This window comes from Gemmata sp., from assembly GCF_051859125.1.
Classification (GTDB): domain Bacteria; phylum Planctomycetota; class Planctomycetia; order Gemmatales; family Gemmataceae; genus Gemmata.
Genome location: NZ_JBHYGG010000079.1, coordinates 23,538 through 43,676, shown reverse-complemented (window position 1 = coordinate 43,676; position 20,139 = coordinate 23,538). Strand labels below are relative to the sequence as shown.

Here is a 20,139-nt window from a genome sequence, read left to right as displayed (position 1 = left end):
GGAGTGACGCTGTTGGGCTCGGATCGGCTTGGTTCGGGTGGGGCAGACATTCGAGTCTGCCTCCAACCGCCCCACGGGGCAGACACGAATGTCTGCCCCACCAAGTCAACAGCGTAACTCCTACCCGGATTTCCGCCTCGCTCGTGCGGCGACTTCTCAGGCCACATCATAACAGCCGCTCGCGCTTCCGCAAAAGCCACTCGGCCGAGAGGAGCAGCGCCACCAGCAAGTACACCCACGGGCTGTTCCACAGTTCGACCGGCGGGCACGGCTGGTTCAGCGGCACCCGCTGGAGGTTCTTCAGGTCGTCGAACACCTGGTCGGCGGTCGCGAGCGTGTAGAACCCGCCGTTCGAGGCGGCCGCGGCCGCGACGAGGTCGGACTTGTTGAGTTGCACGCGGTCGCGCTCGTTGAGCGGCGGCAGCACTCGGGCGACAGCCGCCGGCGGCGACGAGCCGGGCTGCGGTTCCGGGTCGAGGAGCGTGAACCGGTACTCGCCCTCGGGCGTGCGGGTGACGACCGTCTCGTACTGGACCCCCGGGCCGGGGACGCGGGCGAGGGTCAGCGTCGAGGTGTCGGCCGGTCCGGCCCCGGGGGTGCCGTCGGGGTTCGCGAGCGGGCCGCGCACCAGCCCGACCCGCACCGGTTGCCCGGCCGGCGGCGCGGGTGCTTCGACCGGGAACCGCACCACGACCGTCATCTTCTCGTCGCGGCGGAAGTCCACCTTGGGCGCGACCTTCAGCTCGATCCGCCGCGCCCGCGACCGCGACAGCACCTTCATCGCCTGCACCCAGAACCGGTCGAAGTGCTCCTCGTCGTTGCGGTACCGCCACCGCCAGGTGTCGTCGAACCCGATGAACAGCACCGGCCCCGCCCCCGCGAACGACTGCACCACGAGCGGGTGGCTCTCGTTCGCCGCGCCCTCGGCCGGGCGGTCCGGGTGGACCGCAAGGACGACCGTGTTGGGCTTCCGGCGGTAACCTCTCGCGGACCAGAACAGCGGCTGGAGGCGGTTCCAGATGTTGGACGCCTCGGCGTCGTCGGGCGAGAACCGGAACAACGGGTGCTGCCGGCCGGCGGGGGTGATCCGCGGGCGGAACCCCTCGGCCAGCGGCGGCTCCTCGCCGGGGCGGCCCGCGGCCGGGGAGACCGCGACGGGCAGCACGTCGGCCAGCGGCGTGTCCGCGAAGGCGGCCGGGGTGCCGTGCTCGCCCGACAGGAACAGGAGCCCGCCGCCCTTCACCTTCACGAAGTCCGCGACGCTCTGGAGGACGCCGTTGGCCCGCGGGAGCTGCTTCGGGTCCACGTCGCCGAGCACGATGACGTCGTAGGCGAAGAGCTGGTCGCGGGTCGGGAAGTCGCCGCGGAACGCGGACCGGTCGGTCTCGGCCCAGCCCTTCGAGGCGTTGAGCAGCAGCACCTCGACCGAGAACCCCTTCCCGCCCACGGACCGCTCGGACTCGCGCTCCAGCAGCACCTTCACGAACCGGAAGTCGTACCGCGGGTAGCCCTCGATGTAGAGCACCCGCACCCGCTTGGAGTCGGTCACCAGGACCGTGCGCTCGATCCGGTTGTTGGTCAGGTCGGTCTCGCCGGCGACCGACTGGACCTCCAGGATGAACGTCTTCTCGCCGGCCTCGTTCGGCGTGTGCGCGATGGTGACGGGGACGCGGTTGCCGTTCGGGTCGGGGGTGACGGTGACGCGCTTCCCGGTGTCGGGCGACTTCCCCTTCTCGTAGAGGGTGACCGTGACCGGGGCCGCCGGCACCTGGCCGCGGGCCACGAGCCGCGCGTCGAACACGATCCGGTCGCCGACGGTAACGGTGTCGTCGGCCTGGAGGTCGGTCAGTTCGAGGTCGGGAACCTCCCACGAGTCGCCGACGCCGACGAGGTACAGCGGCACCCCGGCACGGGCCGCCTCGCGCGCGGCCTTGGGCAGGTCGTCGCCCGACGTCGTGACGCCGTCGGTCAGCATGATGACGGCCGCGAGAGAGCCGCCCCGGAACGACTTCAGAACGGCCTCGGCCCCGTCGCCGAGCCGCGACTCGGTCCCCAGATCGCGGTACCCCTTCTTGCGGTCGTCCCAGACGAGATCGCGAAGCGCCTTCGTCCCCGCGGCGAGGTCACCCGGTTCGGAGAGTTGTGCGACCTCGCGCGGCGCGGCCGCGTCGACGGCGTAGACGTGGACCTTGACCTCCTTTTCCCTCAGGAGGCGTTCGAGCCACGGGCCGTCCTTGTGCGTGAGGAGCAGGCGTGCGAGCGCGAGCCGGTGCGGGGGCTCGGGGAGGTCGTTGAGCCTCGCGAGTTCTTCCGCCTTGGCCCGCACCGCCGGGTCCTTGAACTCGTCGATCGTCCCCATGCTCCCCGACGTGTCGATCAGGATGACGACCTCCGGCCACCCCTCGCGGTCGAACGCGAGCCGCAGTTGCGGGAGCAGGACGAACAGCGCGAGCAGGAACACCGACAGCCGCAAGAGGCCGGGCACGACGAGCCGGTACAGGCCCGACACGGCGCGGCGCTCCGCGCGGTACACCGCCGCCGTCAGGACCAGCGCCGCGACCCCGACCGCGAACAAAACCCGCCGGTCGGAGACCGAGCTGCGGAGGAACGCGGTGAACCCTTCGAGCCGCCACTTCGTGCCCTCGCCGGGCTGCGCCGCCGGCACGCCCGCGGCCGCTTCCACACCGTGCCGCAGGTCGGGGGGCAGGAACCCGAGCAGGTTGTTCGTTCGCTCGTAGTGAATCAACGTCCCGAGCACCGCGACCGCCGCCGCGAGCGGCACCAGCGCGCCGGCGGTGCTGACGACCCGCAGGTACCATTTCCGCTGGACCGGCCGCACCGACCCGGCCGCGGTCCCCGCACCCGCGGCACGCGCCGGCCCCCACCGCCACGCGACGACCAACTCGGCGACCAGCACGGCGAGCGCGATCATGACCGCGACCCGGGCGATCGCCGGGCCGTGCGGCTTCGGCGACGACACGACGACCGCCCCCGTGTCGGTCGTGGGCCGCACGTCGGCGACGTCCGGAACGGTCTGGATCGCGCCGACCGAGCGGAGTTCCGCCGGATCGACGCGCCGGAGGTCGGACTCGTACCCGCCGCCGCTCGCGGCCGCCTCGGGGACGTTCACGGCGAACACCCGCTCCCCGGCCCCGTCGAGCCGCACCCGGTACAGGCCGCTCAGCCGCGTCCCCGGGAACCGCGCGACCCCGGCCTCGTCCTGGAGCGCGAGCGGCAGCGCCGCGGTGATCCCCTCGGGGCCGCTCAGCGTCGCGGTCTGGCCCGCGGCGGCCGGGGGGTAGAACTCCTCGACCGGCTCGCCCACCAGGACCGTGTGCCGGTCCGGGCTCGCGGCCATGAACCGCAGGAACTCCTGCTGAAACATCAGGTACGACGGGAGCGGCGGCCAGTCGTTCCAGTCCTCGTTGAACGTGCTGGTGTACACGACGACCCGGCCGCGGTGCCGGGTCCACTCGGCGAGGGCCGCGTCGGGCTTCTTGGTCCCGGTCGAGTTCGCGGGCACCGCCTGCGGGCCGCCGGCCGGGGTGAACGAGAGGACGCGGCGGGCGCGGGCGTCGGCCGGCGCGTCGAGCCGGAGGTAGGTGCGGAACGGGGCCATGACGAGGCCGCCGCGGACCTTCTCGTTCTGGAAGAACTGGAGCGGGGGCTTCGCGTAGTCCTCCTCGTCGGCCGCGAGGCGGAACCCGGCGTCGGTCGGGCCGGTCCTCACCTCGTCGCCGATCGGGCCGGGGAGGACGCCGTTGCCGTCGTTGAACAGGTGCTGGTTGTAGAGCGCGCGGCCGAGGACCGCGTTGGGGCCGAGGCCGATCACCACCCCGCCCCCCCGCTTCAGGACCGCGTCGAGCTTGAGCGCGAGGTCGGCGGTGGGCGACGGGACGTCGCACAGGTACACGCAGTCGACGCCGGTGAGGTCGCCGGCCGAGGGGTCGAGGAACTCGGCGGGGGTGACCGTCCGCGGGCGGGCCGGCGTGTCGGCGGGCTTGGCACTGGGGGGGAACAGGGCACGAGCCAGGTAGCCCGCGGCGCGGCGGAACGGGGCCGGGTCCGGCTTGCCGTCGACCAGAATGGCGCTGATGCCGTCGCGGACCGGGAACGCGATCGCGCGTGCGTCGTCGGCCGGCAGGTCGTCGGGCTCCAGCAACCGCACCTGGAGGACGTGCAGCCCCTTCTCGCGGAACCGCACCTGCCCCTCCAGCCCGAACGCGACCGTGGCGCGGCTGCCCGGCGGGATGAGTTTGAGGGTCTGCTGCTCGACCGGGACGAGCGCATCGGCCCCTCCGGGCCGGCCGACGAGGAGCTGAACGCGGACGTCCCGCTTCTCGGTGCGGCCGAAGTTGGCGACGACCGCGGTGACCTCGCCCGGGGAGTCGAGGAACGGCAGCGGGTCCTTGAGTTCGACCGCCGCGACGGCGAGGTTCTCCAGGTCGGTGCGGGCGAGGTCGAGCGCCACGACGTCGGCCCGGCCCAGGATCCGCTGCCACACGTCCGGGGCGGGCGTGTCGGCCCGGGGCAGCGCGTTGGCCCACGCCGACCGCTGGAGGTCGGTGACGAACGTGACCTGGCGCCGCGGGTACGCCCGGGGCGAGCGAGCGAGGGCGTCGGCGACGGTCCCCAGGGCGGCGGCCACGTCGGCCGGGGCGTGGGTCGGCTTCACGCCGCGCAACTCGGCGACGACCCGCTCGACGTCGTTGGCCGGGCCGGGGACGACCACCTCGGTCCCGCCCGCGAGGACGATCAGCGTGAACCCGTCGCCGGGGCCGGCCGAGCGGACCAGCGCCTCGGCCTGGGCCACGCCCCGCTCGAACCGCGTCTGCCCGTCGTCGGTCCGGGCCGTCATGCTGAGCGAGGCGTCGAGGACGACGACGTGGTGCGTCCGCGGGACGTTGGCGACGGTCTCGGTCGCGCCCGGCCGCACGGCCTGCCACAGCGGCTCGGCCCACCTCGTGGCGGCGACCATCGCGAACAGCGGCAGCAGCAGCGCCAGGAGGCGGAGGGCGAGGAGCACCCAGTGGTCGATGCGGCGGCGGTGCCGGCGCTCGGCGACCACGAGGAACCGCACCGCGGCCCACGGGACGATCTGGTACCGCTTGCGGAACAGGAGGTGGATGAGGACCGGCAGACCGACCGCGGCGGCGGCGGCCCCGGTCGCGAGCAGCGGGCTGAAGACGGCGAACGGCGTCACGGGTGGTGTTTGCCCGGGTGGTGGTCGGGGCCTCAAGAACCGGGCGAGTGGCCTGGCGGTGCCCTACCCAGTATCACCGGTGCCGAAAGCCGCGGCAACACAACCTCGGCCGCCGCCGGCGATTTTCCCGCCACCGCCCGGGTCCACCGGTCGCCTCAGGCGTGTGCCGGGGCCGCGGCGTGGCGGGCGATCACCTCGTGGACGAACCGGAGCTTCTCGACCACGGGCGCGGACAGCACGAAGGGGTACCCGTCGGGGTGGCCCATCCCGCGGTTCAGGTTGTTCAAGACGTAGGTGAGCGCGTACCAGCTCTCGATCATGGCGTCGAACGCCGAGGACGTGATCGACACCAGGCTCGGGCTGGGCGTCATCGCGAGGTGGCCGGGCCGCTTGGGCCGCAGCGTCAGCCCGGCGTCGACGGTCGTCTCCAGCAGGTCCGTCATGTGCAGGTAGTGCGCCCACGTCTCGGCCCAGTCCTCCCAGGCGTGCGAGGTCGCGTAGGTCGAGATGTAACTGTCCCGCCACGCCGCGGGCGGGCCGTCCTTGTAGTGCCGCTTCAGCGCCTCACCGTAGTCGGCCTGCTCGTCGCCGAACACCGCCCGGAACCCGTCGAGGAGCGCCGAGTCCTTGATGAGTCGGTCCCAGTAGTAGTGCCCGATCTCGTGCCGGAAGTGGCCCAGCAGGGTGCGGTACTTCTCGTGCATCTGGTGCCGGCGGCGCTCCCGCTCGGCGTCGTCGGCCTCGGAGATGTTCATGGTGATCAGGCCGTTGTCGTGCCCGGTGAGCACCCGCGGGGCCTTCGGGTCCGCGGGATCCTCGAGGAACTCGAACGCGAGGCCGGCCGCCGGGTCGTCCGCCTTCGACACGACCGGGAGCCGGAGCGCCACCAGGCTGTACACGAGGCGCCGCTTGGCGACCTCCATCTTGTACCACGCCGTGCGGTTGATCGGCTTGGTCAGGTTGGGGATCACCTTGTTGAGCCGGCACGACAGGCAGAACGGGTTCGGGTCGTTCGCCGGTACGGCCCAGTTGCAGACGTCGTGCGCAGTGTAGTTCTCGCAGAGGCGGTACGTCCGGTCCCCGGCCCGCGGGAGCGGCGACCGCCACAGGCGGTCCTTCCCCTTGTCGAGTGACCCGTTCACCCCCAGGTCGGGGAGGTACGCGAGGGTGTGGGCGCAGCGAACGCAGACGCTGTTCTCGAAGAAGATGAGGTTGTCGCAGTGGTCACAGTGAAAGACCTTCATTGCACGTTCCGGGTGATGCGTGGTGCCGGGCGGTGCGACCTCACAGGTCGCCGTCGGCAGCGACGCGGCCTCATGCGAATCGCGTGCCGCTTGGAGCCGCCGGCCGCCTCAGTTCTTCGGCTGGCGTTCGGGGAGTTTCGCCAAGAGCCCCGTGACCTGCTCGTGAAGGTATTTGTACGCCCCGTTGCCCGGGTGCTTGTGGACGAGCCCCTTGGTGATCTTCGCGGCAGCTTCGAGGTGCCCGCGGGCGGACCACTGGTCCTCGACGCCGCCCCGGGCTGAAGTCGCGGCCGCGAGCCCGCGGAGGCTCTCGGCCTGCTGGTACAAGTGGGTCGGGGTGTCCTGAAAGTCGCGACCGAGCACACCGTAATCGCGGACCGCTGCGGTGTACGCGACCTGCGCGGCCGGGTACGCGGCGCGGCGGAAGAAGTAGTCGCCGAGCGTCGCGGCGGTCGCGGCGCGGAGGACCCGGGCCTTCACCGATGTTGCGTCCGGGAGCGCCGCGACGCCGCGGAGCGCGTCCCGGAGAACCGGGGCCGCGTCGTCGTACTTGCCCAGGTCGGTGAGCAGCGCCGCGAGTTCGCGGTCGGCGTCGATCACGGCCAGGTGCTTCGCGGGGTTGGTGCTGTGGGTCGCGGCGTGCCGGCGGGCCATCGCGCACACCTTCCGCATCTGCGCCTCGACCCCGTCCCACCGGCCGGCCCGTGCTTCGCGGGCGACGAGTTGCTGCCGCGCGAGCGGCTCCAGCTGCGCGACGCTCGGGTTGTCCGGGTGGGCGGCGACGAGCGCCTCCATTTCCGGGGCGAGGGCGTCGAGCAGCGCGTCGGCCCCGTTCGCGTCGCCGCGGCGGAGCTTCATCGAGGCGATCTTCGCGGTCGCCAGAACCCGGTCGCTCGTCACGTCCGGGTCGCCCGGGACCAGCCCGAGGATGCGGGCGGCGACGTCGCGGGCGTGCCCGTAGTCGGCCTCCGCGTCGGCGTAGAGCCCGACCTGCGACTCGATGTTCCCGAGCCGGTCGTACCCCTCCATGCGGAACCGCAGGAGCTTCACGTCGCTGCCCTGGAACTGGCACAGGCCGTCGAGCGTTGAGCGGGCGCTCGCCAGCACGTCGCGGCGCACGTTCTCGGAGTGGGGCAGGTCCACGAGCCGGTCGGCGAACTCGAAGTAGTGCCGCTTGAGGGCCGACAGCGCGAGGCCCAGGGTCATCTCGGCCCGGGCTTTCTCGGCGAGCGCGGCGTTCCGCGCCTCGGTAAGCGCGGCGTTGGACCGTTCCAGTCCGTCGTTGGCGGCTTCGAGCTGGGCGTTGGTCGCTTCCAGTTGATCGTTGGCGGCGCGGACCTGGCGGTTCTTTTCGGCCGCGACGCTGACCCCGACGACGAGCGCCGCGACCAGCCCCGCGCCGAGGGCCGCGGCCGCGGCCTGCCACGGCTTCCGCCGCGCCCACTTTAGCGTGCGCTCCCACCGGCCGACGGGCCGCGCGGTGATCGGCTCGCGGTTCAGGAACCGTCGCAGGTCGTCGGCCAGCGCCCCGGCCGAGGCGTACCGGCGGTGCGGCTCCTTCGCGAGGCACTTGAGGCAGATCGTTTCCAGGTCGCGGGGCACGTCGGGCTGGAGGACGCGGGGCGACACCGGGTCCATCTCGCGGACCATGATGACCGTGCGGAGCGCGTCCGGTCCCTGGAACGGCGGGCGGCCCGTGAGCCCCTCGTAGAGGATCGCGCCGAGGCCGTACACGTCGGCCGGCGGCCCGAGGAGCGAGAGCACGCCGGACGCCTGCTCGGGCGGCATGTACGCGGGGGTGCCGAGCACCTCGCCCGTGTGCGTCAGGCCGGCACCGTGCGGCGGCGTCTCACCGGGGGCGTCCAGCGTGGCGAAGGTCTTGGCGAGGCCGAAGTCGGTGACCTTCGGCGTACCGTCGGCGGCGAGGAGGATGTTCGCGGGCTTCAGGTCGCGGTGGAGGATGCCCTGGTCGTGACTGTGCTGGAGCGCCCGCGCGAGCGTTTCGACCACACGGGCCGCCGCCCGGGGCTCCTGCGGCTTGCGGTCGAACTTCTGGGCGAGCGAGCCGCCGTCGAGGAACTCTTGCGTGAAGAACGGCTGGCCGTCGGCGACGCCCGTTTCGAAGAGCTGCGCGATGTTCGGGTGCTGGAGCTGCGCGACGGCGCGCACCTCCTCGTTGAACCGCGCCAGCGACCGCTCGTCGGGCTCGTGCGACAGGAGCTTGATGGCGACGACGCGGCCGAGCGTCAGGTGCCGCGCCCGGTACACCCGACCCATCCCGCCGCGGCCGACCAGCGCGAGCACCTCGTACCCCGGGACGACCGGAACCTGCGCCCCGCCCACGACCGGCGGCTGGCCGCTGAAGCGGATCGTCGGCTCGGGCAGTGTCCGCGTCGGGTCGAGGGACGGGTCCGGGAGGTCGGTGGTTTCCATGATGGAAGCCTACCACCCCTCCCCGGCCGGGTCCAACCGCCGCGGGTCTTACAATGCCCCGGACTGCACTCGCTCGCACCCCGCGAACCCGGGACGCACCATGCTCCGCTCCGCAGCCGCCGGGCTGGCCCTCTGCCTCGGCGCGCTCGTGTCCGCACAGCCCGCGGCGAAGCCTGTCGGCGTGACGTTCCGGGTGAAGATCGCCGCGGACCAGGTCGGGAAGACGCCAGAGTCCGGCCGCGTCCTCGTCGGCATCGGTCCGGCGAACAGCGAACCGGACTTCATCAACTACCGCCCGCCCGTGCTGCCGATCCTCGGGGCGGACGTCGAAGCGTTCGCGGCCGACACGACGGTCACGCTCGACGCGACTTCGGACGCGTTCCCGCTCGGCGGGCTCGAGAAGTTCCCGGCCGGTGAGTACACCGTGCAGGCGCGGTTCCTCACGAACCGCGACATCAACCTGCCGGACGCGCCCGGGAACCGGTACAGCAAGACGCAGAAGGTGAAGCTGGACCCGGCCGCCGGCACGACCGTCACCCTCACGCTCGACGCGGGCCTCGGTCAGTCGGAAGTGCTCCCCAGGGAGACCGCGGCGCACAAGTACCACAGCGTCCCATCGAAGCTGCTCTCGGTCTTCCACGGCCGGCCGATGGTGTACCGCGTCGGGGTCGTGCTGCCGCCGAACTTCGACAAGGAACCCGAGAAGCGTTACGGCCTCGTGGTCGCGATCGGCGGGTTCGGCACGCGGTACACCTCCGCCAAGGGGACCGAGCCGGACCCGCGGTTCGTGCAGATCGTCCCCGACGGGGCGGGGCCGTTCGGCGACCCGTACCAGGTCGATTCCGCGAACAACGGCCCGTACGGGGCGGCGCTCACCACCGAGGTGATCCCGTTCATCGAGAAGACGTACCGCTGCGTCGGCACCCCGAGGAGCCGCTTCACGACCGGGGGCAGCACCGGCGGCTGGGTGTCGCTGGCGCTGCAACTGTTCTACCCCGACTTCTTCAACGGCTGCTGGTCGCAGTGCCCGGACTCGCTCACCTTCGAGCGGTTCGAGCTGATCGACCTCTACGCCGACGCGAACGCCTACACGAACCGGTTCGGGATCGAGCGGCCGGCGACCCGCACGGTGGACGGCGATACCGTCGCCACGGTCCGGCACGAGTGCCAGTTGGAGCGCGTCCTCGGCCGCGGCGGGCGGTGGGAACTCGGCGGCCGCGACTGGGCGAGTTGGAACGCCACCTACGGGCCAAAGGGCAAGGACGGGCGGCCGGTGCCGGTCTGGGACGGCAGGACCGGCGCGATCGACCGGGCCGTACTCGACCACTGGAAGAAGTTCGACCTGCTGCTGGTGACGAAGAACAACTGGAAGGTACTCGGCCCGAAGCTCGCGGGCGGGAAGGTGAACGTGTGGGTGGGCGACGCCGACGAGTACTTCCTGAACGCGGCCGTGCGCCGGTTCAAGGACGCGACCGGGGCGCTGAAGAACCCGAAGTTCGACGGCACGGTGATGATCGAGGCCCGCAAGGGCCACGAGTCGGGCGGGTGGACGCGGGGCGAAATTCTCGACGCGATGGCCGCCCGGATGAAATAACTGCGGCCGGTCCCGCGTCTGCGTGTGCAACGGGGGCGGCGGGTTCGGGGAGTCTGGAATTCGCTCGCGGCCCGACTAACATATTGCACCAGGGGGGCGGTTCCGCGTCGGGGCCGCCCCCCGTGCGTTCCCAGCGGTCGCCAGCCATGTCGAACCTCCGCACCCCGCTGTACCAGTGGCACGTGGACCACAAGGCCCGCATGGTGCCGTTCGGCGGGTGGGACATGCCGGTGCAGTACGCCGGCGTGGTCGCGGAGCACAAGGCGGTCCGCACCGCCGCCGGGCTGTTCGACATCTCGCACATGGCCCGCGTCAGCGTCGGCGGGCCGGACGCGCTCGCGTTCCTGGAGTCGGTGTTCACCAACTCCGTCGCGACGATGAAGGACGACCAGGTCCGGTACGGGCTCGTGTGCAACGCGGGCGGCGGCATCCTCGACGACGTGCTCGTGTACCGCTGGCCCTACGGGTACTCGGTCGTCGTCAACGCCTCGAACCGCGGCAAGATCCTCGCGTGGTTCGAGACGCAGCGGGTCGGCAAGAACGTCGAGATCGTCGACCAGACCGACCGCACCGCGATGGTCGCCGTACAGGGGCCGAGGTCGGTGGAACTGGTCGCCGGGCTGTTCGACGCCGACGTGTCGAAGCTCAAGTACTACTACGCGACGCCGACGCTGTACTGCCGGCAGCCGTGCGTGGTGAGCCGCACCGGCTACACCGGCGAGGACGGCTTCGAGGTGATCGTCGAGAACGCGTATGCGGTCTCGCTGTGGACCGAGCTCGTGTCGCGGGGGGCGGTGCCCTGCGGCCTCGGGGCGCGCGACACGCTCCGGCTCGAAGCCGCGATGCCGCTCTACGGCCACGAACTGAGCGAAGAAACGAACCCGATCCAGGCCGGCCTCGGGTGGGCCGTGAAGCTCGACAAGGGCGAGTTCATCGGCCGCTCGGCCCTCGCCGCCGCGGACGCGACGAAACCGGTGCGCGTCGGGCTGGAGATCGAGGGCAAGCGGGCGGCCCGCGAGGGGTCGCCGCTCCTCGACGCCGACGGCGCGGCCGCCGGCACCATCACGAGCGGCAGCTTCTGCCCGTGGCTCGACAAGTCGCTGGCGATGGCCTACGTCCGCCCGGACCTCGCGTCGGTCGGCACCCCGCTCGACGCCGACGTCCGCGGGTCGGTGCTGAACGCCACCGTCGTCCCGCTCCCGTTCTACAAGCGAGCCAAGGCGTAACTCTCTCAGGAGCCCCCGATGTCCAACCCGGCCGACCTGCGGTACAGCCCGACCCACGAGTGGGCCAAGCTCGACGGCGACGTCGTCACCGTCGGCGTCACCAAGTTCGCCGTCGAGCAACTCACCGAGCCGACGTTCCTCGAACTCCCCGCGGTCGGCAAGGTGCTCGCCGCCGGCAAGGCGTTCGGGATCATCGAGTCGGTGAAGTCCACCTCGGACCTCAACTCGCCGGTGACCGGCACCGTGGTCGAGCGGAACGAACTCCTGCTCGAGGACCGGGCCAAGAAGCGGGCCGCGGACCTCGCCCCGGTCAACGACGACCCGTTCGGGACCGGCTGGATGGTGAAGGTGAAGCTCGCGCCCGGCGCGACGCTCGACCACCTGCTCACCGCCGCCCAGTACGACGAGCAACTCGCCTCGGACGGCCACTAACCGCGGAGGTGCCCCGATGTCGACCGCCACCGTGCCGCCCACCGCCGCGCCCGTGCGAGTGCCCCAGGGGCCGGCACTCATCGGGCTCGCCGATTACGTTGAACCGGGGGAGCGCTTGCTCCTCACCGGTGTGCGGTACGCCGATTACGAGCGCCTCGTGGAATGGCGGGACGCGCACCGGCGCACCGTTCGCGTCGCGTACGACTCCGGGGGGCTGGAGATCATGGTCGTCTCGAACCTCCACGAGCGGTACCGGAAACGGCTCGACGTACTGATCGTGTCGTGGATCGTGGAAACCGGGGGCGAGTACTGTCCGAGCGGCCAGCTCACTCACCACCGCGGCGACATCGAGAAGGGGTTCGAGCCGGACGAGTGCTACTACATCCAGAACTGGCGCAAGGTGAGTGGCTTCCGCGAGATCGACTTCACGAAGGATCCGCCGCCCGATCTCGCCGTCGAGGTGGAAGTCAGCCGCACCGTGTTGCCCCGTCTCCCCCTCTACGCCGCGTTCAAGATTCCGGAAGTCTGGCGGTGGGACGGCGAGCACCTCACGATCCTCTTGCTCCGACCCGACGGAACGTACCGGGAGTCGTCCGTCAGCCTCGCCCTGCCGACGGTTCCCTGGCCCGAGTTCATCGCCTTCCTCAGATTGCCCGACACCGTTGCGTACGCCGAGTTCGACCGGCAGGTTCGCGCCTGGGTGCGCTCCCTGCCGCCGGCCCCGACCGCTTGACTTCTTTCGCCCCAGAGGTGCCTGTGTCCTACGTCCCGAACACCGCCGACGACCGGGCCGCAATGCTCGCCAAGGTGGGCGTCGCCTCGGTCGATGACCTGTTCGCCAACATCCCGCCGGCGGTGCGGCTGAACCGCCCGCTCGACATCCCCCCCGCCCTCGGCGAGATGGACCTCCAGCGGCACATCTCGCACCTGGCGCACAAGAACCAGGCCGCCAGCAGCGCCGTGTGCTTCCTCGGCGGCGGCGCGTACGACCACTTCATCCCGAGCGTCGTCGACGCGGTCGCCGGGCGGAGCGAGTTCTACACCGCGTACACCCCGTACCAGGCCGAGGCGAGCCAGGGCACGCTCCAGGCGGTGTTCGAGTTCCAGACGCTGATGTGCCAGCTCACCGGGCTGGAGGTGGCCAACGCCAGCCTCTACGAGGGCGGGTCGGCCGTCGCCGAGGCCGTGCTCATGGCCCTCGGCATCACCGGCCGCACCGGCGAGGTGCTCGTCGCCGAGAGCGTCCACCCCGAGTACCGGCAGGTGCTCGCGACGTTCGCCGCGAACCTGAACTGCACCGTCCGCACGCTGCCCACCCCGGACGGCGTGCTGAACCCGAGCGACGTGAAGGCCGCAATCACCGACGCGACCGTTGCGGTGGTCGCGCAGTCGCCGAACTTCTTCGGCCACCTCGAAGACATGCGGGCGATCGGCGAGGCGACGCGCAAGGTCGGCGCGGTGTTCATCGCGAGCTTCGACCCGGTCCTCGCCGGGGTGCTGAAGCGGCCCGGCGACTACGGGGCCGACATCGCGGTCGCCGAGGGCCAGGGGCTCGGCACCCCGCTCGGGTTCGGCGGCCCGTACCTCGGCATCCTCGCGTGCCGCGGCGACAGCGACTACGTCCGCAAGATCCCCGGCCGGCTCGTGGGCCAGACGACCGACCGCAACGGGAAGCGGTGCTGGGTGCTGACGCTCCAGACCCGCGAGCAGCACATCCGCCGCGAGAAGGCGACGAGCAACATCTGCACGAACCAGGGGCTCCTCGCGCTGCGGGCCGCGGTCCACCTCACCGCCCTCGGGCCGGAGGGGCTCCGCGAGACGGCCGAGCTGTGCGTGCGCAAGGCTCACTACGCCGCCGAGCAACTCGCGAAGGTACCCGGCGTGTCGCTGCGGTTCGGCGCGGCGTTCGGGAAGGAGTTCACGATCAAGGTGCCGGGCAACCCCCAGACGCTGCTCGCGAACCTGCGGGTCGCCGGGTTCCACGCCGGCCTCGCGCTCGGCCGGTGGTACCCCGGCCTCAAGGACTGCATCTCGGTCGCCGTGACGGAGCAGCGCACCAAGGCCGAGATCGACGGCCTGGCCGGCGCGCTGCGGGCGAGCGTGTGAGGAGGAGCGACGATGGCCTACGGTGACTTCGAGCTGGCAGACGTTGTCGCGAAACTGGGCGTGTCGGTGGCCGACCACCCGGACCTCTTCCCGGCGATCGCCCCCGCACCGCTCAGCCCCCCGGTGCAGGGTCTGTTGCGGCTCTACTTCCCCCTGGCGATCGCCAACGGGACCGAGAAGGCCCGGTCGGAGTTTCTCATCGCGCCGGTCCTCGCCGACACCCGCGAGCAACTCAACCGGCAGGTCAGCCTGTTCTCGGGGTGCGACTTCGTCGTCGACCGGGCAAAGGGCTTGAACGGCGTGTGCGACTACATTCTGTGCCGGTCGCCGCAGCAGGAGTTCATCACCGCACCGGTCGCCGTGATCGTCGAGGCCAAGAACGAGAACATCAAGGGCGGCCTCGGGCAGTGCGGAGCGGCAATGGTCGCGGCTCGCGTATCCAACGAGCGAGCGGGCCTCCCGGCGGAGCCGGTGTTCGGCTGCGTGACGAGTGGAAACGTCTGGCGGTTCCTGCGGCTGATCGGGAGCGACTTGCAGATCGACCAGAAGGAATACTACCTGACGACGCAACCCGACCAAATCGTCGGCATCTTGCTCGGCATCCTCGGCGGCCCCCGCGCCCCGTCCGAACGGGCCGCGTAACTCGCCGTCACACCTTCACCGTCTCGCCGGCCCCGTGGTTCGCGCCGCTCGTGTTCGCGGCCTCGATGAACGCCATGATTTCGAGCGTCGTCGCGGGGTCCACCGGCGGCTTGCCCGTCTTGAAGAACGCGACCACCTGCTTCAGCAACTCGCGGTAGATGAACGCCGTGCCGACCGCGACGGGCCGCACGCCCTTCTCCGAGAACGCGGTGAAGCCGTAGCCGCTCTGCCCCTCGCGAATGCCGCGGAGGGTCGCGACGCGGCCGTCCTTCCAGTGCCCCGTGACCGCGTCCACGCCCTTCTCGCTCACGGTGCTGACCCGCTTGCACCCCGGCCCCATCAGCGTGTAGAGGATCTCGACGGCGTGGATGCCGTAGTGGTACAGCCCGGCGTTCCGCTCGGGGACCGGCGACAGCGGGGCCGGGCCGTGGACGGCGCACCCGACGAGTTTCCCGGGCTTCGGGTCGGCGACGAACTCGACCACCTCGGGCGCGTACCGCAGCGAGGACGACGAGAACACCGGGGCCTTGTGCTTCTCGGACAGCGCCAGCAGCGCCTTCGCGTCGGCCACGGAGCAGGTGAACGGCTTGTCGATGAAGCACGGGATACCGGCTTCGAGGAACGGCCGGGCGCGTTCGAGGTGAACGGTGCCGTCCACCGCCTCGATCAGCATCCCGTCGACTTTGCCGAGCATGTCGGCGGGCTTCTCGACGAGCGGCACGCCGAACTTCTTCATCGCCGCGGTGAACCCCTCGATCCGCTCGGCCGAGAGCTTCGACTCGCCGGGGCACCCGACCACGACCGCGGCCCCCTCGACGAGTTGCTCCTTCGGGGTGCCGTCGATCCGGTTGAGCCGCTTGGTGAACTCGACGCAGTGCGACGTGTCGAAGTCGAGGACGCCGAGCTTGATCATTGTGGCTACTCGCGGCGAAGAGCGGGGATGACGGGAACCCGCAGGATACCCGCTGTCGCGGCGAACGCCACACCCAACCCGACCGCGAGGACGAGGCCGAGGATCGCGGCGAGCCGGCCCCACGGCACGTCGGCCCCACCGAGGACGTGCGGGGCCACCGAGACCAGCGCCGCGACCACGCCGATGCCGAGGCCGGCCACGAGCAGCAGCGCGTTCTCCGCGACGACGAGGAACTGGAGGTGCCGGGTGCGGTAGCCGACGGCCCGCAGCAGCGCGAGTTCGCCGACCCGCTCCCACACGCCGCGGAGCACCACGATCGCGAGGCCCAGTACGCCGAGCAGCAACCCGAGGCCGCCGAGGAGCTGGAACGTCGAGAGGTACGCGCCGATCACCGCCTGGTACGCCGCGACCTTTTCGCGGGTCGGCGTGGCGAGCAGCCCGTTCCCGCGGAACGCCCGCGACAGCAGTTGACCGACCGCGTCCTCCTTCCCGGCCGGGGTGCGGACGAGGAACACGCGGTAGCCGCCGGTCCGCGGGAAGGCGCTCGCAAACGATTCGTCGGACATCACGAGTTCGCTCTGGAACGGGCTGTCGGCGAACGTGCCGACGATGCGGAACGTGCGTTCGGCCCCGTCGTCGCCCGGCATCTTGACGTCGCCGCCGACCGCGGTCTTCAGCATCCACTGCGCCGTGTTCTGCTCGCAGAACACCGGGATCGCGCCGCCCGCGAGCGGCTTCTTCAGCAGCAGCCACGGGTTCGCCTTCTCTTCGGGCGTGCCCGCCTCGGTCGCGTAGAACTTGAACCCGCCGCGGTCGAGGAGTGCGTCGGGCACGCCGAGCGCCCGCGGCCGCGTCGCCTGGGCGAGGTTCATGCAACTCGCGTCGTCGCCGTCGCGGAGCCGCAGCGCGAACACCTCCTCCAGGTTCGCATTGAGGTCGGCGGTCGCGGCGGTCGATGCCGGCGTAACGGGCGGGTTGTCCGGGTCGGCGTCGGGCGGCGCGTGCAGGCTGCGGATCTGCTTGTCGAGGTCGGCGCGGCCGGGGCCGCTCGCGAACGACTGGTAGAGCGGGACGTCGGCCTCGGCGATCAGGTTGAACCCGCCGCTGCCACCGTTCTTGTCGAGGAACTCCGCGCCGGGCTGGCGGCGGAAGCTCTCGACGGCCACGAGCAGGAACGCGGCCGACGCCAGCAGCGCCGCCGTGAGCAGGCTCCGCCACGGGTTGCGGGCGGCGTTCCGCGACCCGAGCCGCGCCAGGGCCGACGCGCCGCGACCGCTCACCGTCGCGTGCCGCGTGCTTCGCATCCACCACCACAGCGCCGCGAGCCCCGCGGTGAGGAGCAGCCCGCCCCCAGAGAAGAACGACCCCGCCTGCGCGTCCGGGTTCGAGACGAACTTCCCCGCGACCACGAGGACGAGGCCAAGCGGCGTCGCCACGAACACGAGCAACTTCGCCCACCGCGACGGGCGCGCCGTTGCGGTCTCCGGCACCTGCGTCTCGCCGCGGAGCAGCGCCGGCGGCGGCACCCGGACGAGCCCCCGCAGGCTGAACCACAGCGCACCGAGCGCCATCACGAGCGTCAGCCCGAAGCCGAGCGCGAAGCTCAGCGGCGTCGCGTGCGGCCGCAGCACGTTCGCGACCTCGCGGTCCGGCCAGAAGTCGAGAAGCACCGACAGGAGCAGCCGGTTGTAGGCGACGCCGAGCGCGAGCCCGAGGAGGGCACCGGCGACCGCGAGCGCGAGCCCTTCCCCGAGCAGCAAGCGGCGGACCTGCCCCGTGCTGTACCCGGTCGCGAGCAGCAGCCCGACCTCCTTCGCCCGGCGGTCGAGCGCGAGCCGGAATAGCAGGCCGACGAGCATCAAAGCCGCGGCAATGAGGAAGCAACTGAACCCGAGGAACAGCCCGCCGAAGTCGGTGCCGCCCTTGCTCGCCGCGAGGAGCCGGTCGCGAATGGCGGTGAAGGTCAGCCCGGCGGCGGTCGCGTCGAGGTGCTTCGGCAGCGCCGCGAGGAGCCGCTCGCGCTCCTTGTCCTGCGCCTCGTCGGTCTCCGGGCTCCCGGCGGGCGGTGCGACCCGCACGGACGTGACCGCCCCGTACCGGCTGCCGAACAGCTTCTTCCCGGTGGCGAGGTTCACGTAGGCCATCGGCGTGGCCTTGTTCAGCGAGTTGAAGAACGTGCCGCGGGGGTGCGGCGGCTTGTCGGGCACCCGCTCCTTGACGCGGGCGTTCGGCAGCACCGGCGGGTAGTCGAGCGTGCGCAGGTCGGTCTGCCGGTCGGTGACGCCTTTGATTTCGGGCGTCAGGTTCGGGTCGCGGGCCGGCCCCGCGAGCGGGACGTAGCCGCGGAGGGTCAGCGTCGCCTCCTTCAGCTTCCCCTCGCCCTCGACCTCGGGGTCGTAGTACGTCAGCCGCAGCTTCTCGCCCGCGGGGAGCTTGTTGAGCTGCGACCCGGTCCACTCCAGCAGCACCACTTCGTCGTCGGCAAGGGACGCGACGCCGGGCGGGAGGAACGGCCCGAGCGGCAGCTTCGCCGCGGCGTCGAGCCCGGCGATCACCGGGTACGGGATCTCGTGGTCGCCGCTCGCGAGCGTGTCGGCGATGTAGACGACCGTGGGCTCGGCCCGCACGCCGAGGTCCTTCGCGGCCGCCTCGAGCCCGGCCACGGTCGCGGGGAGCATCACGAGCTGGTCGAACTCGACGCTCAGGTAGCGGCGCGCGGCCGGCGGCTCGCGCCGCTCGATGGCCCGGACCTTCAGCCCGAAGTCCTCGGCCGTGAGCTTCGGCTGGAGTGCGGCGTTCAGTGCGTCGGCGGTCGCGCCCTTCGCGAGCAGCGCGTTCGCTCGCGCGTCGGAGCCGCCCGCGACGAGCCGGCCGAGCGTGCGGATCGGCACGAACACGTTCAGCGGCGCGGCCGGGTTCGGCGTCAGGTTGAAGTCGTTCGTCGCGCTCTCGGGCTGGAGCACCCCGGCGACGGTGAACTCCTCGCTCGCCGTCACGTCGGCCGAGGTGCGCTTCGCGAGCGACGACGACCGCGGGATCTCGGTGAGCCGCTCGACGCCGATCCGCACGCGGTCGCCGGGCCTCGCGTTCAGCTTCTCGGCGACGCGGTGCGACAGCACCACCTGCTTCGCGGTGCTCGCCCAATCGACGTCCGCGACGCCGGGCTGGAACCGCGGGTCGACGCCCAGGACCGTGACCCGGCCGAGGTACGCCGGCCCGCTCCCCTGCACCGACCCGGGCAGCATGAGCACCGGTGCGACGGTCCCGGGGAGCCCGTCGGCGAGGTCGGCCCGGACGAGCCGCGGGAACTGGGCGGCCGCGTCGATCCCTTCGAGTTGCCGCTCGACGCGCGCCCGCAGGCTGCCGCGGAGCGAGTCGCCCACGAGCAGCGCGCCCGTGAGCACGGCCGAGCCGACCGCCACCCCGAGCAGCACGGCGAGGTTGCCCCGCCAGTGGAAGGCGAGGTTGCGGGCCACGAGGCGCGGGTAGGTGAGCATGGGTCTTGCACGGGTCCGGTGGGGTGAGGTTCGGGCGACGCGGCGGGTCACACCAGCGCGCCGTCGTTCACCTCGGCGACCCGCGGGAACAGCTTCGCGAGTTCGAGGCTGTGCGTCACCACAACGAGGATCGTGTTCTCCTGCCGGTGCAGTTCGAGGAGCAACTCGCCGACCGCGGCGGCGTTCGTGCGGTCCAGGTTCCCGGTCGGCTCGTCGGCCAGCAACAGCACCGGCTTCAGCACGAGCGCCCGCGCCACCGCGACCCGCTGCCGCTCGCCGCCCGAGAGTTCCGCCGGCCGATGGTCGAGGCGGCCGCCGAGCCCGACCCGTTCGAGGAGCGTGCGGGCGTAGGCTTCCGTTTCGGCCGGCTTCGTGTCGCGGCTCACGAGCGTCGGCACCAGCACGTTCTCCAGCACCGAGCACTGCGGGAGCAGGTGGTGGTCCTGGAACACGAACCCGATGCGGCGGTTGCGGAACGCGGCCAGGTCGCGCTCGCGGAGCGCGAACGGGTCGGTCCCTTCGAGGGTGATGGACCCGGCCGTCGGTCTATCCAGTGTGCCGAGCATGTGCAGGAACGTGCTCTTCCCCGAGCCGGACGGCCCCATCACCGCGAGCGCCTCGCCGCGGCTCAACTCCAGGTTCACGCCCCGCAGCACCGACAGCGGGCCGGACCGCGTCGGGTAGTCCTTCGACACGGCTGTTGCGACGAGTGGCATGGGTGCGTCGGTTCCGGGGGGTGCGGGCGGGGCGGCTCGGGCGTCCGGTCACTCTAAGCGCGCGGGTCGTTTCGGCAACGCGGGTCCTCTGCGATCCACGGTGGGTCACTCGCTCCGCGCTTGACACCCGCCG

General features: G+C 71.7%; 12 protein-coding genes. 6 read left to right on the top strand and 6 right to left on the bottom strand.

The features are described 5' to 3' along the window. Positions 1–166: 166 nt before the first annotated feature. The 3 genes from ACTIGN_RS09220 to ACTIGN_RS09210 all read right to left on the bottom strand — a co-directional run bounded on the left by ACTIGN_RS09220 (position 167) and on the right by ACTIGN_RS09210 (position 8,880). The gene (locus ACTIGN_RS09220) at positions 167–5,203 is read right to left on the bottom strand and encodes a VWA domain-containing protein (RefSeq protein WP_439623055.1); all 5,037 of its coding nucleotides are present in this window, start codon (positions 5,201–5,203) and stop codon (positions 167–169) included. Between the two features lie 155 nt (positions 5,204–5,358). Beyond that, positions 5,359–6,447 carry a zinc-binding metallopeptidase family protein gene (locus ACTIGN_RS09215; protein ID WP_439623053.1) on the bottom strand — a complete coding sequence of 363 codons (1,089 nt, stop codon included), beginning with the start codon at positions 6,445–6,447 and terminating at the stop codon, positions 5,359–5,361. 108 nt (positions 6,448–6,555) lie between these two features. After that, positions 6,556–8,880, bottom strand: coding sequence for a serine/threonine-protein kinase (locus ACTIGN_RS09210; RefSeq protein WP_439623051.1), 2,325 nt, complete (start codon positions 8,878–8,880; stop codon positions 6,556–6,558). Positions 8,881–8,980: 100 nt separating this feature from the next. Here ACTIGN_RS09210 and ACTIGN_RS09205 point away from each other — a divergent pair, with 100 nt between their 5' ends. From ACTIGN_RS09205 to ACTIGN_RS09180, 6 genes are all read left to right on the top strand, one after another. Continuing rightward, a complete protein-coding gene (locus ACTIGN_RS09205; protein ID WP_439623049.1) occupies positions 8,981–10,474 on the top strand; it encodes an alpha/beta hydrolase-fold protein in 1,494 nt (497 codons plus the stop codon). A 146-nt stretch (positions 10,475–10,620) separates the two neighbouring features. Continuing rightward, positions 10,621–11,700, top strand: a complete 1,080-nt coding sequence (gene gcvT / locus ACTIGN_RS09200; protein ID WP_439623047.1) for a glycine cleavage system aminomethyltransferase GcvT — start codon at positions 10,621–10,623, stop codon at positions 11,698–11,700. A gap of 18 nt (positions 11,701–11,718) precedes the next feature. Further along, positions 11,719–12,132: a glycine cleavage system protein GcvH gene (gene gcvH, locus ACTIGN_RS09195; RefSeq protein WP_439623045.1), complete on the top strand. Its 414-nt coding sequence runs from the start codon at positions 11,719–11,721 to the stop codon at positions 12,130–12,132. A gap of 16 nt (positions 12,133–12,148) precedes the next feature. Beyond that, positions 12,149–12,865: a Uma2 family endonuclease gene (locus tag ACTIGN_RS09190; protein WP_439623043.1), complete on the top strand. Its 717-nt coding sequence runs from the start codon at positions 12,149–12,151 to the stop codon at positions 12,863–12,865. Positions 12,866–12,888: 23 nt separating this feature from the next. After that, on the top strand, positions 12,889–14,238 hold the full coding sequence (gene gcvPA / locus ACTIGN_RS09185; protein ID WP_439623041.1) for an aminomethyl-transferring glycine dehydrogenase subunit GcvPA: 1,350 nt from the start codon (positions 12,889–12,891) through the stop codon (positions 14,236–14,238). A 12-nt stretch (positions 14,239–14,250) separates the two neighbouring features. Continuing rightward, complete coding sequence (locus ACTIGN_RS09180) at positions 14,251–14,880, top strand: hypothetical protein (RefSeq protein ID WP_439623039.1); 630 nt, start codon at positions 14,251–14,253, stop codon at positions 14,878–14,880. A gap of 7 nt (positions 14,881–14,887) precedes the next feature. Here the strand turns inward: ACTIGN_RS09180 and ACTIGN_RS09175 are convergent, their stop codons facing one another. The 3 genes from ACTIGN_RS09175 to ACTIGN_RS09165 are packed head-to-tail and all read right to left on the bottom strand — an operon-like array spanning position 14,888 to position 20,006. After that, positions 14,888–15,793 (bottom strand): Gfo/Idh/MocA family protein, encoded by a 906-nt coding sequence (locus ACTIGN_RS09175; protein ID WP_439623037.1) that lies wholly within the window; start codon positions 15,791–15,793, stop codon positions 14,888–14,890. Between the two features lie 5 nt (positions 15,794–15,798). Then, positions 15,799–19,290, bottom strand: a complete 3,492-nt coding sequence (locus ACTIGN_RS09170) for an FtsX-like permease family protein (RefSeq protein ID WP_439623035.1) — start codon at positions 19,288–19,290, stop codon at positions 15,799–15,801. A gap of 47 nt (positions 19,291–19,337) precedes the next feature. Continuing rightward, complete coding sequence (locus ACTIGN_RS09165; protein WP_439623033.1) at positions 19,338–20,006, bottom strand: ABC transporter ATP-binding protein; 669 nt, start codon at positions 20,004–20,006, stop codon at positions 19,338–19,340. Positions 20,007–20,139: the final 133 nt, after the last annotated feature.